General features: G+C 31.9%; 19 protein-coding genes. 9 read left to right on the forward strand and 10 right to left on the reverse strand.

Annotation, left to right across the window (positions count from 1 at the left end; genetic code table 11):
• Entirely contained in the window at positions 1-747 is a 747-nt protein-coding gene (locus WNY60_RS13180) for an electron transfer flavoprotein subunit beta/FixA family protein (RefSeq protein WP_145003363.1), read from the reverse strand.
• A 242-nt stretch (positions 748-989) separates the two neighbouring features.
• Here WNY60_RS13180 and WNY60_RS13185 point away from each other — a divergent pair, with 242 nt between their 5' ends.
• The 5 genes from WNY60_RS13185 to WNY60_RS13205 all read left to right on the forward strand — a co-directional run bounded on the left by WNY60_RS13185 (position 990) and on the right by WNY60_RS13205 (position 9,082).
• Positions 990-1,967 (forward strand): pyruvate dehydrogenase complex E1 component subunit beta, encoded by a 978-nt coding sequence (locus tag WNY60_RS13185; protein WP_145003360.1) that lies wholly within the window; start codon positions 990-992, stop codon positions 1,965-1,967.
• A 76-nt stretch (positions 1,968-2,043) separates the two neighbouring features.
• Positions 2,044-4,545: a DUF5686 family protein gene (locus WNY60_RS13190; protein ID WP_145003357.1), complete on the forward strand. Its 2,502-nt coding sequence runs from the start codon at positions 2,044-2,046 to the stop codon at positions 4,543-4,545.
• A 261-nt stretch (positions 4,546-4,806) separates the two neighbouring features.
• Complete coding sequence (locus tag WNY60_RS13195) at positions 4,807-5,334, forward strand: inorganic diphosphatase (RefSeq protein WP_342862626.1); 528 nt, start codon at positions 4,807-4,809, stop codon at positions 5,332-5,334.
• A 252-nt stretch (positions 5,335-5,586) separates the two neighbouring features.
• On the forward strand, positions 5,587-8,004 hold the full coding sequence (locus tag WNY60_RS13200) for a sodium-translocating pyrophosphatase (protein ID WP_342862627.1): 2,418 nt from the start codon (positions 5,587-5,589) through the stop codon (positions 8,002-8,004).
• 34 nt (positions 8,005-8,038) lie between these two features.
• Positions 8,039-9,082 carry a phosphatase domain-containing protein gene (locus WNY60_RS13205; protein ID WP_342862629.1) on the forward strand — a complete coding sequence of 348 codons (1,044 nt, stop codon included), beginning with the start codon at positions 8,039-8,041 and terminating at the stop codon, positions 9,080-9,082.
• Positions 9,083-9,167: 85 nt separating this feature from the next.
• Here WNY60_RS13205 and WNY60_RS13210 read toward each other — a convergent pair whose 3' ends face one another.
• Entirely contained in the window at positions 9,168-9,782 is a 615-nt protein-coding gene (locus WNY60_RS13210) for a deoxynucleoside kinase (RefSeq protein ID WP_145003349.1), read from the reverse strand.
• Between the two features lie 2 nt (positions 9,783-9,784).
• The gene (locus tag WNY60_RS13215) at positions 9,785-10,564 is read right to left on the reverse strand and encodes a hypothetical protein (RefSeq protein ID WP_342862630.1); all 780 of its coding nucleotides are present in this window, start codon (positions 10,562-10,564) and stop codon (positions 9,785-9,787) included.
• Between the two features lie 156 nt (positions 10,565-10,720).
• Between WNY60_RS13215 and WNY60_RS13220 the strand changes: the two genes are divergently transcribed.
• On the forward strand, positions 10,721-11,626 hold the full coding sequence (locus WNY60_RS13220; RefSeq protein ID WP_145003342.1) for a GLPGLI family protein: 906 nt from the start codon (positions 10,721-10,723) through the stop codon (positions 11,624-11,626).
• Positions 11,627-11,659: 33 nt separating this feature from the next.
• Positions 11,660-14,383 carry an outer membrane beta-barrel protein gene (locus tag WNY60_RS13225; protein WP_342862631.1) on the forward strand — a complete coding sequence of 908 codons (2,724 nt, stop codon included), beginning with the start codon at positions 11,660-11,662 and terminating at the stop codon, positions 14,381-14,383.
• 110 nt (positions 14,384-14,493) lie between these two features.
• Here the strand turns inward: WNY60_RS13225 and rodA are convergent, their stop codons facing one another.
• The 7 genes from rodA to WNY60_RS13260 form a co-directional block, all read right to left on the reverse strand.
• The gene (gene rodA / locus WNY60_RS13230; RefSeq protein WP_292942756.1) at positions 14,494-15,768 is read right to left on the reverse strand and encodes a rod shape-determining protein RodA; all 1,275 of its coding nucleotides are present in this window, start codon (positions 15,766-15,768) and stop codon (positions 14,494-14,496) included.
• Entirely contained in the window at positions 15,755-17,704 is a 1,950-nt protein-coding gene (gene mrdA / locus WNY60_RS13235) for a penicillin-binding protein 2 (RefSeq protein ID WP_145003333.1), read from the reverse strand. The genes rodA and mrdA overlap by 14 nt, the downstream gene beginning before the upstream one ends.
• Positions 17,701-18,207, reverse strand: coding sequence for a rod shape-determining protein MreD (locus tag WNY60_RS13240; protein ID WP_342862633.1), 507 nt, complete (start codon positions 18,205-18,207; stop codon positions 17,701-17,703). Before WNY60_RS13240 ends, mrdA begins: the two co-directional genes overlap by 4 nt.
• The gene (mreC, locus tag WNY60_RS13245) at positions 18,200-19,015 is read right to left on the reverse strand and encodes a rod shape-determining protein MreC (protein ID WP_342862634.1); all 816 of its coding nucleotides are present in this window, start codon (positions 19,013-19,015) and stop codon (positions 18,200-18,202) included. Before mreC ends, WNY60_RS13240 begins: the two co-directional genes overlap by 8 nt.
• A gap of 13 nt (positions 19,016-19,028) precedes the next feature.
• The gene (locus WNY60_RS13250) at positions 19,029-20,057 is read right to left on the reverse strand and encodes a rod shape-determining protein (protein ID WP_028283484.1); all 1,029 of its coding nucleotides are present in this window, start codon (positions 20,055-20,057) and stop codon (positions 19,029-19,031) included.
• Positions 20,058-20,303: 246 nt separating this feature from the next.
• The gene (gene purH / locus WNY60_RS13255) at positions 20,304-21,833 is read right to left on the reverse strand and encodes a bifunctional phosphoribosylaminoimidazolecarboxamide formyltransferase/IMP cyclohydrolase (RefSeq protein WP_339809187.1); all 1,530 of its coding nucleotides are present in this window, start codon (positions 21,831-21,833) and stop codon (positions 20,304-20,306) included.
• Between the two features lie 99 nt (positions 21,834-21,932).
• Positions 21,933-22,388: a GAF domain-containing protein gene (locus tag WNY60_RS13260; RefSeq protein WP_145003324.1), complete on the reverse strand. Its 456-nt coding sequence runs from the start codon at positions 22,386-22,388 to the stop codon at positions 21,933-21,935.
• A gap of 79 nt (positions 22,389-22,467) precedes the next feature.
• Here WNY60_RS13260 and xrtF point away from each other — a divergent pair, with 79 nt between their 5' ends.
• Both xrtF and WNY60_RS13270 read left to right on the forward strand, forming a co-directional pair.
• Positions 22,468-23,010 (forward strand): exosortase family protein XrtF, encoded by a 543-nt coding sequence (xrtF, locus tag WNY60_RS13265; RefSeq protein WP_145003321.1) that lies wholly within the window; start codon positions 22,468-22,470, stop codon positions 23,008-23,010.
• Positions 23,011-23,439 carry an exosortase F system-associated protein gene (locus tag WNY60_RS13270; protein WP_145003318.1) on the forward strand — a complete coding sequence of 143 codons (429 nt, stop codon included), beginning with the start codon at positions 23,011-23,013 and terminating at the stop codon, positions 23,437-23,439.
• Positions 23,440-23,588: the final 149 nt, after the last annotated feature.

The following is a 23,588-nucleotide window of genomic DNA, read 5'->3' on the forward strand; positions in this document are numbered from 1 at the left end:
TTAAATGACTTTAGCTTCGTTATGAAGTAAGTTAATTAATTCATCTAAATTATCTGGCGACACTAACGTTACAGCACCTTTTGGAGCTGGTTTTTCAAACTTAACAGACGCTGTTTCTACTGATGCACCTATTGGTTCTAAAACATTTAATGGTTTTTGACGTGCTTGCATAATACCTCTCATATTTGGTATACGTAAATCACTCTCTTCAACTAATCCTTTTTGGCCACCAATTACTAAAGGTAGTGCAGTAGATACGCTTTCTTTACCACCATCAATTTCTCTAACAGCTTTAGCGTTAGTACCATCTAATTCCAAACTAATACAATTAGTTACAAAATTAGCGTCAACCATTTCTGCAATCATACCAGGTACCATACCTCCATTATAATCAATAGACTCACGACCAGCAATTACTAAATCATAACCACCATCTTTTACAACTTTAGCAATTTCTTTAGCGACTTGGTAACCATCTTTAGCTTCAGTATTCACTCTAATTGCAGAGTCTGCACCAATAGCTAATGCTTTACGTAATGTAGGTTCTGTTTCAGGACCTCCAACATTAATAACATCTACAGATGCACCTTGTTTTTCTTTAAACCACATGGCACGTGTTAAACCAAATTCGTCATTAGGATTAATTACAAATTGTACTCCAGTTGTGTCAAATTTTGAATCTCCATCTGTAAAATTAATTTTTGATGTCGTATCTGGTACATGACTAATACACACTAAAATTTTCATATTTTTTTGTTTTTTATGAGTTCTGTTACGTTAGATGTAATCAACTATAACGATATAGTACGTCTAACCTTAATTTTATTTTTGAACAAATTTAGGCATAAAAAATGCGCTTAAATCTTACGGTTACGAAGATAATTATTTTATTTTGAAAAAATACTATGCATGCATAGTAAATTTTAAATAATTCTTTAGTCTAAAGTTTTTCATTTATTGTTATTTTTGCTTTTCAAATTATTAATTAGATGAAGACAATTCAATTTAGAGAAGCTATTTGCGAAGCCATGAGCGAAGAAATGCGTAGAGATGAGAGCATTTTTTTAATGGGAGAAGAAGTAGCAGAATATAATGGTGCTTATAAAGCGTCAAAAGGGATGTTAGATGAGTTTGGTGCAAAACGTGTTATTGATACACCAATTGCCGAACTTGGTTTTGCAGGTATCGCTATTGGGTCTACCATGACAGGTAACAGACCAATCGTAGAATACATGACGTTTAACTTTTCGTTAGTTGGTATTGACCAAATAATTAATAATGCAGCTAAAATTAGACAAATGTCTGGAGGTCAATTTAATTGTCCAATAGTATTTAGAGGTCCAACAGCAAGTGCAGGACAATTAGCAGCAACACACTCTCAAGCTTTTGAAAACTGGTTTGCAAACACACCAGGTTTAAAAGTTGTAGTACCATCAAATCCATATGATGCTAAAGGGTTATTGAAATCTGCAATTCGTGATAACGATCCTGTGATCTTTATGGAAAGCGAGCAAATGTATGGTGATAAAGGTGAAGTGCCTGAAGGAGAATACACAATACCATTAGGTGTTGCCGAAATAAAAAGAGAAGGTACAGATGTAACTATCGTATCTTTTGGTAAGATTATTAAAGAAGCTTATATCGCAGCAGATAAATTAGCTGAAGAAGGTATATCTTGTGAGATTATCGATTTACGTACAGTGCGTCCAATGGATAGAGCTGCTATTTTAAAGTCTGTTAAAAAGACTAATCGTTTAATTGTTTTAGAAGAAGCTTGGCCTTTTGGTAACGTAGCGACAGAAATTACATATTTAGTACAAAGCGAAGCATTTGACTATTTAGATGCACCAGTTATAAAAATTAATACAGCAGATACACCTGCACCTTACTCTCCAGTATTGTTAGCAGAGTGGTTACCAGACCATAAAGATGTTATCACAGCTGTTAAAAAGGTAATGTATAAATAAAAAATAGTATTTTAGATTTATCAAAAGCTTCATTAGCATGATTGTTGATGAAGCTTTTTGTATTAAATAACCATATATGAATAGTAAACTTTTTTGCCTCTTTTTTTTATTCGGAAGTCTTTTTGCAATTGCACAAACAAAAGTAAGTGGTGTTGTGTTTGATGAGTATGATCAACCAGTGTCATTTGCAAATGTAATTTTTAAAGGGTCTTCAATTGGTGTTATTACTAATGAAGAAGGACGTTTTTATATGGAAGATAGTAATACTTGGGAAACACTATCCATATCATTTATAAGTTTTGAAACCCAAGAAATTAAACTAACTAAAAAAGTAAATTACGACTTAAAAGTAATTTTAAAAGAAGAAGTTGCAGCTTTAGATGAAGTCGTTATAGTATCTGGTAAGCAGTCCAAAAAAAATAATCCAGCGATTGATATCCTTCGAAAAATATGGGCAAATAAACGTAGCAATGGATTAAAAAAGTACAAACAATACCAATACGATAAATACGAAAAAGTAGAATTTGACCTAAATACAATCGATAGCTCATTAATGAAAAGTAAGCTATTTAAAGGTATGGAGTTTGTTTTTGAGCAAGTAGATACCTCTAACGTAACAGGTAAAACGTATTTACCAATGTTTATTAATGAGTCCTCTAGCCAAGTGTATGGTGATAATATTATTAATGAAAAACGCGAAGTATTAAAAGGTAATAAAAACTCAGGATTTAGTAATAATCAAATTATAATAGATTTTGTTGATGACCTATACTCGGATTACGATGTATATGATAACTACTTAAAGTTTTTTGATAAAAGTTTTACAAGTCCAATTTCTAGAACCGGAATTCAGACCTATAATTATGTGCTAGCAGACAGTAGTTTTATAGATAACAAATGGTGTTATAATATTATTTACTATCCAAGACGTAAAAACGAGTTAACCTTTAAAGGAGATTTTTGGGTAGCGGACACCACATTTGCTATCAAAGAAATTAACATGCAAGCCTCTAAAAGCGCAAATATAAACTGGGTTAAAGAGATTTATATAGAACAAGAATTTGAAGTCCTTAACGATTCTGTCTTTCTTATAAAACGAGATTACTTCATGAGTGATTTTGCATTTAATAAAAAAGAAAAATCAAAGGGGATTTACGGTAAGCGTACCACACTATATGATAACTATACGTTTGATCAAGTAAAAGATCCTAAATTTTATAAAGAAAAAGTTTACACCTTTGACCAAGACATCTATAATCAAGATGATAGTTTTTGGGATAAAAACAGAATGGAATCTTTAAGTAAAGACGAAAAAGGTGTTTATGTCATGTTAGACTCATTAAAAAACACCCAAAAGTTTAAACGTCTTTATAATCTTGGAAGCATATTAGCCTCAGGTTATGTCGAGTTTCCAGAGCTTAATTTGGATTATGGACCAATCTTCTCAACCTTTGGTTATAACGAAGTAGAAGGCGTAAGACTAAGAGCAGGTGGACGTACATACTTTGGTCAAAACGATATGTGGCGTATCGAAGGATATACAGCCTATGGATTTAAGGATAATAAATTTAAATATGGATTATCAGGTAAATGGTTACTAGATAAACGTAGTCGATTAATTATATCAGGAGGAAACCGACGTGATGTAGAGCAAATTGGAGCAAGTCTAACAACAAGTACAGATGTTTTAGGTCGAAGTTTAGCCAGTAGCTCAGTAGTTGGAACAGGTACAAACGATAAATTAACAAACATCAATTTAAGTACATTATCAATCGAAGCAGAGCCTTTTAGAAATTTGGTAACACGTGTTAGCGGAAGCTACAGGACTTTAGAGTCAGCATCGCCAACCTTTAGTTTAGATTACTTTACAGATGCAACACAAACCACTACCAAGTCGGATCTTAAACAATACGAAACAGCATTTTCTATGTCCTTTTTCCCTAACAGAGAAATGACAGGTTATGGTGTAGAAAGACGAACTAAAAATGATGACTTTGCTAGATTATTTGCACAAGTATCAGTTGGTAATCAAGGGGTTTTAGACAGTGATTTTGATTATACTAAATTACAATTTTCATATACACAACCATGGTCTTTAGGTGGTTTTGGACGATTATACACAACCGTAGAAGCAGGTAAGACTTATGGTGAAGTACCATTAGGTTTATTAAGTGTTGTACCTGGAAATCAAAGTTATTTTTCAATTTACAACACCTTTTCTAATTTAGATTTTTACGAGTTTGTTACAGATGAATATGCAACGTTACATGTCGAGCATAATTTTAATGGACGTCTGTTTTCTCGTATACCATTCTTAAAAAAATATAATTTAAGAGCCATAGTTGGTGCAAGAGGTGTTATTGGAGATGTTAGTCAAGAAAATCGCGATATAAATGCTTCGGGATTAATATATAGAGCGCCAACTAAAGAAGCGTATTACGAGTATAGTGTTGGAGTAGGTAACATCTTTAAAGTATTAAGAATAGATTTTAATTTTAGAGGTAATTACTTAAACGCAGTAACCAACCCAGATGCTAGAAAATTTGGAGTTACAGGAAGCTTTGGCTTTTATTTTTAAATAAAAACACGACACGTTTACTGTATATTGTACAAGGATAAATATTAATTGTACAGGAATTACTAAAACAAATAATTAGGATTATTTTTAATTATTACAAAAGTTTAGCGGTTGATTTTATATTAACTTAACAATTAAAACCTTAATCGGTATTTTTCGTTTTTTATATTTGTCAAAACCTAAATAATCTTGTACTTTTGCAAGCCGAAAAAGTAAAGCAAAATTTAAATTCCGCTTGACGGAAAACTAAAATAATATTATATGAGTCCATCTGGAAAAAAGACATTTGACGTATTAATTGAAATACCTAAAGGAAGTAGAAACAAGTATGAGTACGATTTTGAATTAAACAAAATTCGTTTTGATCGTATGTTGTTTTCTTCAATGATGTATCCAGGAGATTATGGTTTTATACCAGAAACTTTAGCTTTAGATGGAGATCCATTAGACGTTTTAGTAATGGGAACAGAACCTACTTTTCCAATGTGTGTAATGGAAGTAAAACCAATTGGTGTTTTCCATATGGCAGATGAAAAAGGTCCTGATGAAAAAATAATTTGTGTACCAGTTACAGATCCTATTTGGAATAGCTGTAATGATATCGAGGATTTAAATCCACATAGAATAAAAGAAATTACTCACTTTTTTCAAGTGTATAAAGACTTAGAGAAAAAGAAAGTTGATGTTGGTGGATGGGGAGATGCTAAAGAGGCATATGAAATCTTAAACAAATGTGTAGAGCGTTATGAAAATAGCAAGCATAAAACAAATGGAGATTTTACTATCTAAGTAATACATCTAAATTTTAATTAAAACCCTCTCATTGTATAATGAGAGGGTTTTTTGTTTGCAATACTATTTGATTTATCTGTTTTGTAAGGACTTGTGGTTTTGTCGTAATAGTAAATAATAATTCCTGTTTTGTTTTTAAATATTATTATAAATGTAAATTTAATGTTAAAAAATTGCGATGTTAATATTTTGACTTCTGTTTGATTTTGTTACTTTAGCAGTAATTAAAAACTAATCAAACAAACTTATATGGAATCAATGATGATTTATATGCCTATTGCTATGGCAATTTTGGGCTTAATTTACATGGTTATTAAACAATCTTGGGTAATGAAGCAAGATGCAGGTGATGGTAAAATGAAAGAGATTTCGGACCATATCTACGAAGGTGCTCTAGCTTTTCTAAACGCAGAATATAGATTGTTGTCAGTTTTTGTGGTTATAGTAAGTGTGCTACTTGCTGTTGTCGCATATTTTGTACCAACTACAAGTTATTTAATTGTAATAGCCTTTGTATGTGGAGCTGTTTTTTCTGCAGCTGCAGGAAATATCGGAATGAAAATAGCAACTAAAACAAATGTTAGGACTACACAAGCTGCAAGAACAAGTCTACCAAATGCGCTTAAAATTTCGTTTGGAGGAGGAACTGTCATGGGATTAGGTGTTGCAGGATTAGCAGTGTTAGGTTTAACGATATTTTTTATAGCATTCTTTCAAATATTTATGGATGGAGCTTGGACTAATACTATGGATATGACTATTGTATTAGAGACTTTGGCTGGTTTTTCATTAGGAGCAGAGTCTATCGCGCTATTCGCAAGAGTTGGTGGAGGGATTTACACTAAAGCTGCAGATGTTGGAGCTGATTTAGTAGGTAAAGTAGAAGCTGGTATACCAGAAGACGATCCACGTAATCCTGCTACTATTGCAGATAATGTTGGTGATAATGTTGGAGACGTTGCTGGTATGGGAGCCGATTTATTTGGATCGTATGTTGCAACTGTTTTAGCAGCAATGGTTTTAGGTAACTATGTTATTAAAGATATGGGTGGAGCAATCACTGATGCTTTTGGAGGTATTGGTCCTATTTTACTTCCTATGTCTATTGCAGGAGTGGGAATAATAATTTCTATAATTGGAACGCTATTAGTTAAAATTAGTAGTAATGACGCTAAAGAGTCACAAGTAATGGGAGCTTTGAACCTTGGAAACTGGGTGTCTATTGGTTTAGTTGCTGCTGCATGTTATGGATTAGTGACTTGGATGCTACCAGAAACAATGCAAATGAACTTTTTTGGAGAAGGTTTACAAGATATTTCTAGCATAAGAGTGTTTTATGCAACTTTAGTGGGTCTATTTGTAGGAGCAGTAATTTCTTCGGTAACCGAATATTATACAGGATTAGGTAAAAAGCCAATTTTAAAAATAGTACAACAGTCTAGTACAGGAGCAGGAACAAATATTATTGCAGGTTTAGCAACAGGAATGATATCTACATTTCCTTCAGTATTACTATTTGCAGGAGCAATATGGGCATCGTACGCATTGGCAGGATTTTATGGTGTTGCTTTAGCAGCCTCTGCAATGATGGCGACTACAGCAATGCAATTAGCAATTGATGCATTTGGACCAATATCTGATAATGCAGGAGGTATTGCCGAAATGAGTGAGCAAGAACCAATTGTAAGAGAACGTACAGATATACTAGACTCGGTTGGAAACACAACTGCAGCAACTGGTAAAGGTTTTGCGATTGCGTCTGCAGCATTAACATCATTAGCCTTATTTGCTGCTTATGTTACATTTACAGGTATTGACGGAATTAATATTTTTAAAGCACCAGTTTTAGCAATGTTATTTGTTGGAGGAATGGTACCTGTAGTTTTTTCTGCATTGGCAATGAATGCTGTAGGAAAAGCAGCTATGGAAATGGTTGAAGAAGTGCGTAGACAGTTTAGAGATATTCCAGGTATAATGGAAGGTACAGGTAAGCCAGAATACGATAAGTGTGTTGCTATTTCAACTAAAGCATCTTTAAAAGAAATGATGTTACCAGGATTATTAACCATTGGGTTTCCTTTGGTTATTGCTTTTGTTCCTATGATTTTTGGAATGAAACATTTAGCAATTGCTGAAATGCTAGGAGGTTACATGGCTGGTGTTACGGTAAGTGGTGTGCTTTGGGCTATTTTTCAGAATAATGCTGGAGGCGCATGGGATAATGCAAAAAAATCTTTTGAAGCAGGTGTCGAAATTAATGGTGAGATGACTTTTAAAGGCAGTGATGCACATAAAGCAGCAGTAACAGGAGATACTGTTGGAGATCCATTTAAAGATACTTCTGGACCATCAATGAATATTTTAATTAAGTTAACCTGTTTAATTGGTTTAGTGATTGCACCAATTTTAGGAGGTCATACTGAAACTGGAGTAGCTAATACAGACCAAGTAACTATTGAAAAAGAAATGATAGTTAACGATAATATTGCTGAGGCAACAATAACTTATTCTGTAATTATTGATGGAGAAGAGGTTGTTAAACAAGAACGCTTTAGAGGAAGTAAGGAAGATGTAGATGCTAAATTAAGAGACTTTGAAGCGTCTAATAATGTAGCGACTAAACAAAACAAAAAAACAATTAAAAAAATTGATGTCAAAAAAGGGTAATCCATTATCAGAAATTTAAATTTTAAACCTGCTAATGACTTTAGCAGGTTTTTTTTATATTATATTTGATGTGATGAGTTGGTTTAAGAAAGATCCTTTGCAAATTATTTCATTTTTAAGTTATGGTACATCTAAGCGATTATACCATCGTGGTCGTGCGTTGGAAGATGAAACTATTGATTTAGAACAAAAAAGCTTACTAGCTTTAGTTTTAAATACATGGAAAAGATTTGAAACAGATGAGGTTAAAAAGACAAAGCTAAAAATAACATTGCCTAATAATAAAGTCATTTATACCAAGACAGATAAAGATGGTTATTACAAAATAGACAGAGCAATTGAGGATGTTGAGGTATTCATAAATACTGAAGGTTGGTTAAATATTGAAGTCGCCTATGATGATGCTACCCTAAAGCGAACCATACAAAATCAAAATAAGTTTCCTGCGCAAATACTTATCCCTAATTTAAATTCTGATTTTGGAATTATTAGTGATATTGATGACACTATATTACATACAGGAGTGGTTTCTATATTAAAATGGCGTGTACTATATAATACTTTTTTTAAGCATGCTCAAAATAGAATACCATTGGAAGGCGCTGCTGAGTTTTATCATTTATTGCACAAAGGACCAAATGGAGATAAGGCTAATCCTATTTTTTATGTTAGTCATAGTCCATGGAATTTGTATCGCTACTTAGAGTTTTTTCTCAAAAAAAATAATTTCCCAAAAGGCCCTATTTTACTTAGAAGTTTCAGAACTATTTTTAAGAAAAAGTCATCTACTTGTAAGCCAGCAAAACAGTTAGAAATACAAAACATATTAAAGACATATCCAGACTTCACTTTTATATTAATAGGTGATAGTGGAGAGCATGATCCAGATATTTATCTAGAGATTGTTAATACTTTTCCCAATCGTATTAAAGCGGTTTATTTAAGAAGCGTAAACGATAATAAAAAAATTAAACGAGTAAAAAGTTTACTTAACGCTTATAATACAACGCCTGTTTTATTAGTTAATTCTAGCAAGGACGCTATAATACATGCTAGGACAAACGGATTTATTAAGTAGTTACACTTATAGTCATAAAAAAAAGGTCACATAATTATGTAACCTTTTTTATATTTAAACTATTTTTTAAACAAGTTAAGTTATTCTAAAACAACCCATTTATTTCAGCATCAATTTTATTAATTATAGTTCCTAAATCTTCAGGATTAGCAACAAAGTCCATATTATCTACATCAATTACTAATAAATTACCTTTAGTATATCCATGGATCCAAGCTTCATAACGTTCGTTTAATCTACTTAAATAGTCAATACTAATTGAGTTTTCGTAATCACGACCACGTTTATGTATTTGAGATACTAGATTTGGGATAGAGCTACGTAAGTAAATTAATAAATCTGGACCTTCAACAAAACCTTCCATTAAATCAAATAACGATTTATAGTTTTCAAAATCACGATTGGTCATTAAACCCATTGCATGTAAATTAGGAGCAAAAATGTGCGCATCCTCATATATTGTTCTATCCTGAATAATATCTCTTCCGCTTTCGCGAATTTGCGATACTTGTCTAAAACGACTATTCAAAAAGTAAACCTGTAAGTTAAAACTCCAACGCTCCATTTGATTGTAAAAATCGTCAAGGTAAGGGTTGTCTACAACGTCCTCTAATTGAGCCTCCCAGTTAAAGTGTTTGGCTAATAATTTAGTAAGCGTCGTTTTTCCTGCGCCTATATTTCCTGCTATGGCAACGTGCATAGTTAGTCTGTTTTAAGTTGGTATTGATAAAGTAATTTGCGAGTGTAAATATACAGGATTTGATTGGTTACAAAAAACTGACTTATTAACATATTTGGTATATCGATCGCACTTATAGTTTTTGTTTCGTGGTTATAAAAATTTAATATATTTTCTTTCTCAAGTATTAAATTTTCGTTGTAAGCTTTAATGTGTGTGTAGCCATCATTTTTAAACTTATAAACTAAGCTTCCAAAATAATTATAGCAATACAAGTTGTTTTCGGTAAGAAGCCAACAATAATTATAATTACTAGTCAGGTCTAATACTTTGGAGCTAACCGGAATTGTCTTATATCGTGCGGTTTTGGTTTGATAATCATACAACTCTAAGTATTGAAAATCTTGATTAAATAACCATATCGTATTGTCAAAACCCGTTGTAATGTGAGAAATATTTTTATAAGGTTGTAACGTGTTAAAGTCTAATTTAGAGACTTCGGCTAATCTATTATCTAATATAATTACAGTGTTTAAGTCACCATAAAACACATTGATTTTTAATGGATTAAAAGTGTGCACAGATGTTATATTGCCTAATTGGATATTGCTGTAATTAATAGTGTGTTTATCAGATTTTTTAAAAAGTACATTGTTTTGAACATAATACAGGTTTTCAAAATTATTTTTAGAAATAAAAACATCAGCATTAAGGCTGTCCACTGCTATATAATTTGCAGATATTTTGTTTTGAGCGGACAGTGTTAAGCAGCTGATAAAAAAGAAAAGCACTAGTTGTTTCATGGGTTAACAATGTACAAAAACTAAACCAAACCTGTAACAATTAGTTTGTCAAGTAGACTAATATTTTTATTAGTAACTTTTATCTGTTATAGATTAAACTATCTGTAAAAATAAGAGTCTAAAGTGTGGAATATCAAACAATAAAATTTAAATAAAATGAAATTAAAATCAACTTTTAAAAATCTAGCAACACTGTTAGTATTGATTATCACTTCAAGTGTTTTTGCGCAAGATGCTTTTCAGGGTCAGGCAACTTACATGTCAAAAACGACTATGGATATGGATAATTTTGGTGGTCGTGAGTTAAGTCCAGAGCGAAAAAAAATGATAATGGAGCGTATGAAAACAATGCTTGAAAAGACATTTATACTAGATTTTAATAAATCAGAATCTACTTATAAAGAAGATGAAGCATTAGATGCTCCTGGTGGTGGAGGAAGAGGTTTTATGATGGGTGGAATGGCTGCTGGAACAATCTATAAGGATGTAAAAGAAAACGTACTATTACATGACCAAGAGTTTTTTGGAAAGCAATTTTTAATTAAAGATAGTTTAGTAAAATTAGATTGGAAAATGAGTGGCGAGTCTAAGCAGATCGGTAAATACACCGCTTTTAAAGCAACTGCTACTAAAAAAGTAGACGCTGCAGATTGGACAAATATGAGAAGAAGAGGAAATGATAGAGATAAAAAGAAGGACGATAATAAAGAAGTTGCAGAAGTAGAAAAAGATAGCACTAAAACTGATGCACCAAAAGATCCATTTGATGATATTGAAATTCCAGAAGAAATTGAAGTGACTGCATGGTACACAATGGACATACCAGTTAATAGTGGTCCTGGTGAATATTGGGGACTTCCAGGTTTAATATTAGAGGTTAATGCAGGTAGAACAACTATTTTATGTTCTAAAATTGTTATGAATCCTTCTGATAAAAACGAAATTAAAAAACCAACCAAAGGTAAAGAAGTGACTATGGAAGAATACCAGGACATTGTAAAGAAAAAAATGGAAGAAATGCGCGAGATGTTTAGATCACGTGGTGGAAGAGGTAGAAATTAATTTTTTTCAATAAAAACCAATCAAAAATAACAAATGAAACACTTATTTACAGCACTTCTATTTTTAGTAGTAAGTACCACTTTTGCTCAAGTCAAGTTTGAAGGTGTCGTTAAGGATAGTACAGGATATGGACTAGAGTTAGCTAATGTTGTTGCTATAAACCAAGCAACAAAAACACTGGAAGCGTATTCTATCACTAATGATAAAGGACGTTATAAATTAAATTTAGATGTTAATTCTTCTTATAGCATTCAGGTTAGTTATATTGGAATGAAACAAATTTCTGAAACCATTCAAACTAAGGAAGCGGATCTTTTTAAAGATTATGTAATGGCTATGGACAATAGTTTAGATGAAATTGAAATCACCTACGAAATGCCTGTTACCATTAGTGGAGATACAATAACCTATAATGCAGATTCTTTTAAAAACGGAACAGAACGTAAACTTGGTGATGTATTAGAGAAAATGCCAGGCGTTGAGGTTAATGATGATGGTGAGGTAGAAATAGAAGGTAAAAAGGTTGGTAAAGTCATGATTGATGGTAAGGAGTTTTTTGATGGTGATACTAAATTAGCGACAAAAAATATTCCTGCAAATGCTATTGATAAAGTACAAGTGTTAAAAAACTATTCTGAAGTTGGACAGTTAAGTGGTGTGACTAATAATCAAGATAATATTGCTATTAATATTAAATTAAAAGAAGGTAAGAAAAACTTTTGGTTTGGAACAGTAACAGCTGGAGCAGGAGACTCTAGTAGTGGCGAGTTGTACTTAGCACAACCTAAGTTATTTTACTATAGCCCTAAAAAAAGTATCAACTTTATTGGTGACTTAAATAACATTGGAGAGTTGGCATTATCTAGACGAGATATTTTTAATTTCTCAGGTGGTTTCCAACAACCTAGCCAACAAAGCGGAACCAATATTAGCTTAGGAAGTAACGATTTGGGCTTTAGACAACTTCAAAATAATCAAGCTAAAAGTTTAAATACCAAATTTGGTGCAGCTAACTTTAGTTACTCGCCAACAAGTGTTTTGGACGTTAGTGGATTTGCGATTTTTGCTAGTAGCAGAATTGAATTACAAGAAGACAGTCAAGTCTTATATACAGATCAGACATTAGGGATTCCGGATGAAACTACAGCTAGTAATACGCAACAAAAAAGCGATTTAGGACTAGTTAAATTTAGTGCTAAGTATAAGCCAAATGCTAATAATCAATTGGATTATGACATACTTGGACGTACCTCTAAGGATCAGCAATTTAACGGAACTTTTTCTAATGTTGTTGGCGCAATTGAGCAATTTGAAGAAACTAATCCGTATAAAATAAATCAAAACCTGAATTATTATTATACTATGGATGAAGATAATATTTTTGCATTATCTGTTCAACATTTATTACAAGATGAAGATCCTTTTTATAATGCACTATTACAAAATGATCCAACAAGTTCGGCAGATCCATTTGATAATACTGCAGTAGGTTTAGGTTTAGATGGTACTCAGGTTTCTTACGATGTAAATCAACAAAAACGTGTTAAGAGCAATCAGTTAGATGCTAAGGTTGACTATTGGAATATTTTAAACAAAAAAAGTGATATTAACTTTACTGTTGGTACAATATATAGTAATCAACAGTTTGATTCTAACGTGTTTCAGACTTTGGATGATGGTAGTGAGGTTGACACCAACACATCAATACCAGGAGTGTCAGATATAAACGATATTAAATATACATTTAGCGATATATATCTTGGTGCGCATTACCGATTTAAAACAGGTAAATTTACTATTAGCCCAGGTTTATCTGCGCATGCTTATAGTGCAGTTAATGATCAATTTAACACAACAACTAAAGATAACTTTTTTAGAGTGCTTCCTGATTTAAATGTACGTGTGCAATTAAAAGGAACTGAAAACTTAAATTTATCATACAAAATGCAAACCCAATTTACAGATGTAAATCAGTTTGCTCAAGGTTTAGTTTTAAATAATTATAACTCGCAGTTTATTGGTAATCCAGAGCTAGAAAGTGCATTATCACATAATATAAACTTAAGCTACTTTAGTTTTAATATGTTTAATTATACTAATGTATTTGCATTTATAAATTATTCTAAGAATATTGATAACATTAGAAACGTATCAGAGTTTCAACCTGGATCAGTTATTAGAACTAGTACACCATATAATTCTGGCTTAGAGGATGAAAGTTTAAGTGCTAGTGGACGTTTTCAGAGACGTTTTGGTAAGTTACAAGCCAGTGTAAGAGGTACATTTAATTATTCTAAGTTTAATCAATTTATTAATACTCAAATTTCGGTTAACGAAAACTATAACCAAAGTTACACCACAGAGTTGCGTTCAAACTTCAGAGAAGCACCTAATTTTGAGTTACGCTATACGTATGGCTTAAACAACAGTGTTCAAGGAGATAGAACTACTAAAATATATACTAACGCACCAGCTGTTGAGTTTGACGCATTAATATTTAAAAAGTTTACTTTTAAAACTGATTATACTTATAGTCGTCAAACTATTGATGGTAATAGTAATAGTTTTGGATTATGGAATGCTAATTTAGCTTACCGTAAAACTAGTGATAGTAAATGGGAATATGAATTAAAAGCAACTAACTTGTTAGATACAGATTCTAGAATACAGAATAGTAATGGAGCATTTTCAGTTAGCACTAGCGAGTATTTTATACAACCAAGATTTTTAACTGCAAGGTTTATTTATAATCTATAAGCTACATAAAGTCATATTAAAAAGCCCTTTAAATTAATGTTTAAAGGGCTTTTGTTTTGGTCTAGGTTATAGTAAATATAGTCTTAAATAAGTTTAATTATTATTTAGACTTACCATTGATTGATACGATTAGAATCTAACTTAATGAAAATAAAAACTAATATAGTAAATCCCCAAAGTCCAGAACCTCCATAACTAAAAAAGGGTAGAGGTATACCAATAGTAGGTATTAATCCCATAACCATGCCTATATTAATTAAAAAGTGTAAAAACAAAATAGCTCCTACAGCATAACCATACATCCTGCTAAATTGATTCTTCTGTCTTTCAGCTAAAACTAATATTCTTACAATTAAAAGTAAAAATACAACGACTGTTAAGAAGCTACCAATAAAACCCCATTCTTCGCCAACTGTACTAAAAATATAATCTGTGTGTTGTTCTGGTACAAAATTACCAGTTGTGCGTGTTCCTTCTAAAAAGCCTTTTCCTTTAAACCCACCACTACTAATTGCTTTTTCAGACTCGTTAAGGTTGTAAGCAACGGTCTTTTTCATGCGTTCTAGTTTATCAGGATCTTTCTCTAAACTTAACCAAACTGTAATACGATCTTTTTGATGATCAGGCAGTATGTTTTCATAAAAAAAACGGACAGTAAATGCTAAAGACGTGCATAGTAGTATTACAATTAATGGTTGTATTATAGAAGGTTTCTTTTTTCTTGTAAAATAGTATGTAAGTACTACAATTGCAGTAATTAATAGTGTACTAATAACTCCAAATTTTAAAGCAAATATAGATAGTAGTATTAATAAAACACCAATAATTAAGTAAATATGTGGTAATCCTTCTCTATATAAAACAAAGAAAAATGCACCATAAACTATAGCACTTCCAGCATCTGGTTGTAGTAAAACTAAAAGAGCAGGTACAACTATAATAGCAAAGGTTTTTAGTTGATCACTAAATCGTCTTATATCAGTATTTAAATCGCTAACATATTTAGCAACAGCTAACGCAGTAGCAACCTTAGCAAATTCGCCTGGTTGAAAGGTGAATGATCCGATTGGATACCAAGATGTTGCTCCATTTATATTTTTACCAAAAACAAAAAGACCAGCTAAGGATATTAAGGCAATAAAATAAATAATGCTAGAAAACCGCTCGTAAAACTTAGACTCTATGGAGAGTACCAAAACAATTAGTACTATAGATAGTCCTATAAATACAAGTTGTTTACTGTAAAAATGAGAGAAATTTGTAAACTCCAACGCTTCACCAGAATGTGATGCAGAGATTATGTTTACCCAACCAAAAATGACTAGAATAAAAAATAGGAAGATTGTTAACCAATCAAATTTATAATATCTATCAGTTTGCCTCATCTTTTATTTTAGGTGTCACTTCTTGCAATAAGTCGGCATCTTTTAAAGTAGGTGCAGGCACAATTTGCATTTGTGTTTCTCTGTTAATTTTAAAAGGTGCTCCGGATTGTGGTTTAGCATATTCGTTTTCTAGACTATGTGTTAAAATCCAAGTTTCTAAATCTGTTCGTGATATGGTTCCTTTTAAATATTTTTCAATCATTAAGCTTGCCATTCTACCAGCAAATCGGCTTCCCCAATACCCATTTTCAACAAAAACAGCAATCGCTATTTTAGGATTATCTTTTGGTGCAAAAGCAACAAATATGGAGTGATCGGTAAGCTGAGTTTGTACGCCATCAATTTTCGCATAGTTTTCTGCAGTCCCAGTTTTCCCGCAAATTTCTATACCTTCCACTTGAAGACTTGCTGCTGTACCCTTATTATAAACATCAAACATACCTTGTACGACAGGCTCAAAATGTTTTCTGTCAATGGTAGTATATCTTGGTGTTCTATACTTTTCGTCAATTGGTTCTCCTTCAATTTCTTTAATAATATGAGGCGTTATAAAATAGCCACGATTAGCTATTGCTGCAACCATATTTGCAAGTTGTATAGGTGTTGCTTCGACTTCACCTTGACCAATTGCGTTAGAGGTCATAAAGGTAGAGCTCCATCTATTTTTACCATACCATTTGTCGTAAAATTTACTGTCAGGAATGCGTCCTTTTCTACCAACAACTAAATCATATCCAAGATAATCACCTAAACCAAAACTTTTAGCATGGTTACTCCATGCGTCCATTCCTGTGGCTGTATTTGGATATTTTTCTACGATACGTCTGTAGACATTTACAAAATAAGCATTACAAGATTCGTAAATCCCTAAATTCATATCAACAGGACTTCTATGACTGTGGCATCCATGTAATTTTCTACCGTTATAATAATAACCCATTCTGCAACTAAATTGTTCGGTTGGGTTAACAACACCTTCTTGCAATCCTATAAGTGCGTTAATAACTTTAAAAGGAGAACCTGGTGCATATTGTGCCTGTAATCCTCTATCAAAAGTTGGATTAGCTATGGAGTCGTTATAAAGTTTTGTAAAGTTTTTTGATCGATCTCTACCGACCAATATATTAGGGTCGTAACTAGGTCCAGACACTAAAGCTAAAATTTCGCCAGTTTTAGGATCTAAGGCAATAATACCTCCTCGTTTATTAGTCATTAATAACTCGCCATAGGCTTGTAAGGTAGCATCAATAGTTATTTTTATGTCTTTACCTGCTTCTGGTAACGTGTCATGGATACCGTCTTGGTAAGGTCCAAGGTTTCTATTAAATCTGTCTTTTTGTATAAATTTAATTCCCTTTTGTCCACGTAAAGTCTTCTCGTAAGAAGCTTCAACACCTTGTTTACCAATTAAGTCTCCAGATTGGTAATAGCTGTCGTTTTGTATATTTCTATTGTTAACTTCTCCAATGTCTCCTAAAACATTGGCTCCAATAGCTGTTTCGTATTTTCTTAAATTTCTTTTTTGAATATAAAACCCTTCGTACTTACGCATTTTTTCTTGTAATACAGCATAATCCTCTTTGGATAAATGCGATACAAATACGTATGGTAATCGTGGCGAATATCTATAAGCTTTATTATATTTTTCAATAAAAGTTTGCTTGTCTATTTTTAGAAGATTGCAAAACTCAATAGTATCTAAAGGTTTAACCTCTCTTGGAATTACCATGACATCGTATGATGGTTGGTTGGATACTAAAAGTTTACCATTTCTGTCATATACAAAACCACGTTTAGGATAGTCAAAAACTTTTCTAATCGCATTATCTTCGTATAAATTTGTAGAGGTTGCTTTGTATACTTGTAAGTAAAATAAGCGTCCAGTAAAAACAAGGCCTACAATTATTACAGAAAGAAGTAGAAATAATTTTCTCATTTAGATTTTGTGCTAAATATAGAAGTTATCAAAATACATAGCGTTATTGTGAATATACTAGAGAATAACGTGTGTTGAAGGACTAAAATTATTTTTGATATGTTAAATATTTCGAATAAAAAATAAGTAAAATGATGAATAAATGTTAGTATCGTTATATACGTTAGTCTTTGACCAAAATCAATGTTATTAAATTTTAAGGCTTGATGCTCGTAAACTGCTCCAAAACTAAACTTTAAAATAGCAGGTCTTATAAAAGCAACTACCAAAGCAGCTGTAGCATTTACACCACCAGAATCCATAAAAATATCAATTATTAGTCCCATTAAAAAACTTATAAATAAAAACAGAATACGATTGTTTTTAACAGGATATAAAACGATAAAAAGGATATAGATGTAAGGGTTTATATAACCTAAAAAGTTTATTTTACTAAATAAAAGTACTTGCAGTAATATAAGAACAACAAATCTTACAGTATGTATAGATAGTAGGTTATTCATTAGATTGAAGTAAATTATTAATTAGTTTTTTATCCTTATTTTCTATCACACTAACATGCTCAAGATTAGTCATGTCATTAAATAATAGTATTTCTACTTCGTAGTAATTTTTGGTAGCATCTAGTTTAAAACCTTCAACTTGACCTACTAAAATTCCTTTAGGAAAAATGGAAGAGCGTCCAGAGGTTATAATAGTATCACCTTTGTTAAGTTTTGTATTTTTTTGAATATCTGATAACTGAATATATCTTGGTGATTTACCATTCCAGCTTAAAGTACCAAACTGATTTGATTTTTTTAACTGACCGCTAATTTTATTAGTCGTGTTTAAAATTGATACTACAGTTGCATATTTACTATTAGTATTACCAATAATACCAATAATACCTTTAGACGAAATTACCCCTAAATCTGGTTTAATACTGTCTTTACTACCTTTATTGATAGTTAAAAAATTGTTTTGTAACGCGTAGCTATTTTTAATAATCCTTGCGGTTGTAAACTTATATTTAGTGTTGTAGGAGGTCGAGTCTATAAAGGTCTCAGACTTTTCCGCTTGATTATTTAATATAGATCGTAAACGTGTATTTTCCTCATGCAGTTTGTCATTTTCTTCCTTTAAATGAAAATAACTACTAACCGAGTTTCCTATATTATAAACACCACCAGTTACATTATTAGCCGAGTTTATAAACTTACTTTTATGATAAGAATGCGATTGTATTGTCAGTCCTACTGAAACGCAAAGCAACAACAAGAAAAACAAAAACGATTTGTTTCTAAGTATAAAATTTACAATTTGTTGCATTCAGTTTCTGTTACTACTTTATCAATACACTTTTGTATTTCGGAATATTTTTAAGTGTGATTCCTGTACCTCTAACAACAGCACGTAAAGGGTCTTCTGCAATATAAACAGGTAAATCTGTTTTTTGCGACAGACGCTTATCTAGACCACGTAACATAGATCCACCACCAGCAAGATAAATACCAGTATTGTATATATCAGCAGCTAACTCTGGAGGAGTTTGAGATAAAGTCTCCATAACAGCATCTTCAATACGTAAAATGGATTTGTCTAAAGCTTTAGCAATCTCTCTATAACTAATTTGTACTTGCTTAGGTTTACCAGTTAAAAGGTCACGTCCTTGAACGCTCATATCCTCTGGCGGAAGGTCTAAATCCTCAGTAGCAGCACCAATTTGTATTTTAATTTTTTCAGCAGTACGCTCTCCAACATATAAGTTATGTTGCGTGCGCATGTAATAAATAATATCGTTAGTAAAAACGTCACCTGCAATTTTTACAGATTTGTCACAAACAATACCTCCTAAAGCAATGACTGCAATTTCAGTAGTACCACCACCTATATCCACAATCATATTCCCTTTTGGTTGCATAATATCTACACCAATACCAATAGCAGCAGCCATAGGCTCATGTATTAAGTAAACTTCTTTACCATTTACACGTTCGGCACTTTCTTTTACCGCACGCATTTCTACCTCAGTAATTCCAGACGGAATACAAATAACCATACGTAAAGCAGGCGTAAATAATTTCTTTTTTAACGCAGGAATATTTTTAATAAACAAACTTATCATTTGCTCAGACGCATCAAAATCTGCAATTACACCATCTTTTAAAGGCCTAATAGTTTTAATGTTTTCATGCGTTTTACCTTGCATCATGTTGGCTTCTTGTCCAACAGCAATGATTTTTCCGCTAATACGGTCACGTGCAACTATGGAAGGTGCATCGACAACGACTTTGTCGTTATGAATAATTAAAGTGTTGGCAGTACCTAAATCTATAGCGATTTCTTCTGTCAGGAAATCAAAAAATCCCATGTGTTATTTGTAATTATAAGGCGTTATTAAAAAGATGCAGTAAAAGTAATAAAAGTATGGTAATATAAGGATTTAATACCTTACAAATTTTATTAATTGTCACACAATTAGAAGATACGATAAAAAACAAGTTATGGACGTTTAACGCTTTCGCGGAAATTGAGCCAAATGGTATAAAAAAAAGCTTCAGTGTTTAAACTGAAGCTTTTAGCTATTTGATATACTTTCGTTTTAAAATAAAACTAATTAATGTTTAAAATGACGTGTACCAGTCATAACCATTGCAATATTATTTTCATTACAATAATCAATGCTTAATTGATCTTTGATAGATCCTCCAGGTTGGATTACACTAGTGATTCCTGCGTTACCAGCTATTTCTACACAATCCGGAAACGGAAAAAACGCATCACTAGCCATGACGCTATCTTTTAAATCAAAGTTAAAAGACATAGCTTTATGTATGGCTTGATTTAAAGCATCTACACGACTAGTTTGACCAGTTCCGCTAGCACATAATTGTCTGTTTTTTACTAAAACAATAGTATTTGATTTTGTGTGCTTACATATTTTTGAGGCAAAAATTAAATCATCAATAGCATCGCTAGAAGGTTTGCTATTTGTTACATAAGTTAAATCTTCAATTTGGTCCGTTTTATTATTTTTATCTTGTACTAAAACTCCGTTTAGACAAGTTCTAACCGTTGTTGGAGCAAAATCAGTGTCTTTTAAAACAAGCAAGATTCTGTTTTTCTTACCTTTTAAAATTGCTTCAGCTTCTGCAGTAAAAGAAGGTGCAATTACAACTTCACAAAATAATTTATGAATCTCTGAAGCACAAGCCTCATCAATTTCAGTATTACTTATTAAAACACCACCAAATGCAGATACTGGATCACCAGCTAATGCATCTAGATACGCATTTAATACTGTGTCACGTTGTGCAAATCCACAAGCATTATTGTGTTTTAAAACTGCAAACGTAGGTTGTTCACCTTTAAATTCTTGAATTAAATTTACTGCAGCATCTACGTCTAAAAGGTTATTGTAACTTAACTCTTTACCATGTAGTTGTGTAAAAAGTGCATCAAAGTTTCCGTAAAAAAATCCTTTTTGGTGTGGGTTTTCTCCGTAACGTAAGACTTTACCGTTTGTTTCACTTAATTTTAAAGCAGGAATAGTTTGGTCTGCATTAAAGTAGTTAAATATTGCAGAGTCGTAATGCGATGACACGTTAAATGCTTTGGCTGCAAATGCTTTTCTGTCAGCTTCAGATAAATCTCCTTTTTTCTCAGTAATTAATTCTAAAAATTCAGCATAATCGTCTACAGAAGATACACAAATGACGTCTGCATAGTTTTTAGCAGCAGCACGAATTAAAGAAATCCCTCCAATATCAATTTTTTCGATAATATCTTGGTTAGAAGCACCAGAAGCTACTGTTTTTTCAAAAGGATATAAATCTACAATTACGACATCTATTTGTGGTATGTCAAAGTCTTTCATTTCTTTAACATCACCATCATGGTTTTGTCTATTTAAAATTCCTCCAAATACTTTAGGGTGTAATGTCTTTACGCGACCACCTAAAATAGAAGGGTATGATGTCACATCCTCTACAGGAACGACGTCAATACCAAGGTTTTTAATAAAAGTTTCGGTTCCACCAGTAGAGTAGATGGTTACCCCTTGTTTATTTAGCTCTTTAACGATAGGTTCTAATCCATCTTTGCTAAATACTGAGATTAATGCAGATTTAATTGTTTTGTTGCTCATTATAGTTGTGTTAATAAGCAAGCAAATTTAGGTAAAAGGAAATTGTTTTAGTTGAAAAACTTGAGTGGTTTTTCAACTAAAACAAGTAGTTATTAACATCTAAAGTATTTCTGAAACTTTACTACAAACAAACTCTAAAAAGCGCTCGTCAGCTTCTGTAAAAGGATCAGGTGTGTTGGAGTCGATGTCTATCTGTCCTATATTTTCTCCATTTACAAAAATAGGAACAACAATTTCTGCTTTAACAGTTATACTACAAGCAATGTAATTATCTTGTGCTGCAACATCAGGTACTACAAAATTTTGATTACTAACTGCGACTTGACCACAAATACCTTTTCCAAAAGGGATAATGGTATGGTCTGTTGGTGCGCCAACGTATGGTCCTAGTTTAAGCTCGTTTTTATCTCCATTTTTAAAATAAAAACCTACCCAATTATAATAGGATACGTTATCATCTAGAAGTTGGCAAATTTGTAATAATTTTTCGTCTCTAGTGTTATTTGTATTGGAAACAATAGTTTCAATCTGAGGTTTTAAAGTTTCGAAAGCCATTTATTTGAAAATTTTGGTAAAAGTATTTAAAAAGACGTAATTTTAACCATTATAAAAACTTAAAATTTATTCTTTTTTATTGAAAGATTTAATTGTAAAATATCGACTAGTAATCAAGTTTATACTTACTTTTTTGTTGGTATACGGATTTTTATCCCTGGCGTATAACTTTTATTTAGACGCCTCAAAAGGTAGTCTGTATTATCCCGATTACATTACTAATTTGGTCGCTAATCAATCTAAAAACTTACTAGAAAATTTTGGATATTCGACACAAGTTATTCCGCATCCAAATGAACCATCGATGAAATTAATACTAGAAGGTAAGTATTTGGCTAGGGTTATAGAGGGTTGCAATGGTATGAGTATAATTATTCTATTTGTTTCTTTTATTGTTGCTTTTTCAGGAAAAATTAAAACAACAGTTTTATATTTATTATCAGGTAGTGTCTTATTGTATGTAGTTAATCTTTTACGCATCGTTATATTGTCTATTGGATTATACCATTATCCTTGGCGTAAGGAAGAGTTGCATACAGTTATTTTTCCTGCTATAATTTATGGAATGGTTTTTTTACTTTGGATGTTTTGGGTTAATCGGTTTTCCAATATCAATAAGTAGATGAAAAAATGGTATAAATATGGTATAGTAGCTTTTTTATTTATCCTTTTGGCATTAATAAGGTGGTTTGAAAACGAGTTGTTTTATGATCCCTATTTATTGTTTTTTCATAACGATTATTTATATATGGATTCTCCAAGACAAGAAGTGTTTAAGTTAGTGGTTAATACCTCGTTTAGATATTTTTTAAATACAATAATTTCGTTACTTATATTATATGCTTTTTTTAAAGAAAAAAGTTTGATAACATTTTCAGGTATAATTTATTTAGTGTCGTTTATAGTCTTGATAATGTGTTATTTGTATTTTGTTTTAGATCCAAAACAAGAAAACTATTATATCTTTTTTAACCTTCGTCGTTTTTTAATACAACCAGTTATTCTTTTATTGTTATTTCCTGCTTTTTATTACAATAAACTACGTCGATAGTTTAATGCTGTAACATTTTAATGTGTTTAAAGTCAAAGCTTTTTGTCGTTAAAATAATCATTTTCTTACATTTGGTCGGTTATAGGTGTCTTTTGGCGATTAAATGGTTTCAGTCTAAGTCTGTAAACCTACTTTTGCTTCAATATCAT

Origin of the sequence: Olleya sp. AS48, from assembly GCF_038900355.1 — a bacterium.
Classification (GTDB): Bacteria; Bacteroidota; Bacteroidia; order Flavobacteriales; family Flavobacteriaceae; genus Olleya.

Bases quoted from the DNA above. Each gene is read 5' to 3' on its own strand.
- WNY60_RS13180 (WP_145003363.1), bottom strand. From the start codon at position 747: ATGAAAATTTTAGTGTGTATTAGTCATGTACCAGATACGACATCAAAA.
- WNY60_RS13185 (WP_145003360.1), top strand. From the start codon at position 990: ATGAAGACAATTCAATTTAGAGAAGCTATTTGCGAAGCCATGAGCGAA.
- WNY60_RS13190 (WP_145003357.1), top strand. From the start codon at position 2,044: ATGAATAGTAAACTTTTTTGCCTCTTTTTTTTATTCGGAAGTCTTTTT.
- WNY60_RS13195 (WP_342862626.1), top strand. From the start codon at position 4,807: ATGAGTCCATCTGGAAAAAAGACATTTGACGTATTAATTGAAATACCT.
- WNY60_RS13200 (WP_342862627.1), top strand. From the start codon at position 5,587: ATGGAATCAATGATGATTTATATGCCTATTGCTATGGCAATTTTGGGC.
- WNY60_RS13205 (WP_342862629.1), top strand. From the start codon at position 8,039: ATGACTTTAGCAGGTTTTTTTTATATTATATTTGATGTGATGAGTTGG.
- WNY60_RS13210 (WP_145003349.1), bottom strand. From the start codon at position 9,782: ATGCACGTTGCCATAGCAGGAAATATAGGCGCAGGAAAAACGACGCTT.
- WNY60_RS13215 (WP_342862630.1), bottom strand. From the start codon at position 10,564: ATGAAACAACTAGTGCTTTTCTTTTTTATCAGCTGCTTAACACTGTCC.
- WNY60_RS13220 (WP_145003342.1), top strand. From the start codon at position 10,721: ATGAAATTAAAATCAACTTTTAAAAATCTAGCAACACTGTTAGTATTG.
- WNY60_RS13225 (WP_342862631.1), top strand. From the start codon at position 11,660: ATGAAACACTTATTTACAGCACTTCTATTTTTAGTAGTAAGTACCACT.
- rodA (WP_292942756.1), bottom strand. From the start codon at position 15,768: ATGAGGCAAACTGATAGATATTATAAATTTGATTGGTTAACAATCTTC.
- mrdA (WP_145003333.1), bottom strand. From the start codon at position 17,704: ATGAGAAAATTATTTCTACTTCTTTCTGTAATAATTGTAGGCCTTGTT.
- WNY60_RS13240 (WP_342862633.1), bottom strand. From the start codon at position 18,207: ATGAATAACCTACTATCTATACATACTGTAAGATTTGTTGTTCTTATA.
- mreC (WP_342862634.1), bottom strand. From the start codon at position 19,015: ATGCAACAAATTGTAAATTTTATACTTAGAAACAAATCGTTTTTGTTT.
- WNY60_RS13250 (WP_028283484.1), bottom strand. From the start codon at position 20,057: ATGGGATTTTTTGATTTCCTGACAGAAGAAATCGCTATAGATTTAGGT.
- purH (WP_339809187.1), bottom strand. From the start codon at position 21,833: ATGAGCAACAAAACAATTAAATCTGCATTAATCTCAGTATTTAGCAAA.
- WNY60_RS13260 (WP_145003324.1), bottom strand. From the start codon at position 22,388: ATGGCTTTCGAAACTTTAAAACCTCAGATTGAAACTATTGTTTCCAAT.
- WNY60_RS13270 (WP_145003318.1), top strand. From the start codon at position 23,011: ATGAAAAAATGGTATAAATATGGTATAGTAGCTTTTTTATTTATCCTT.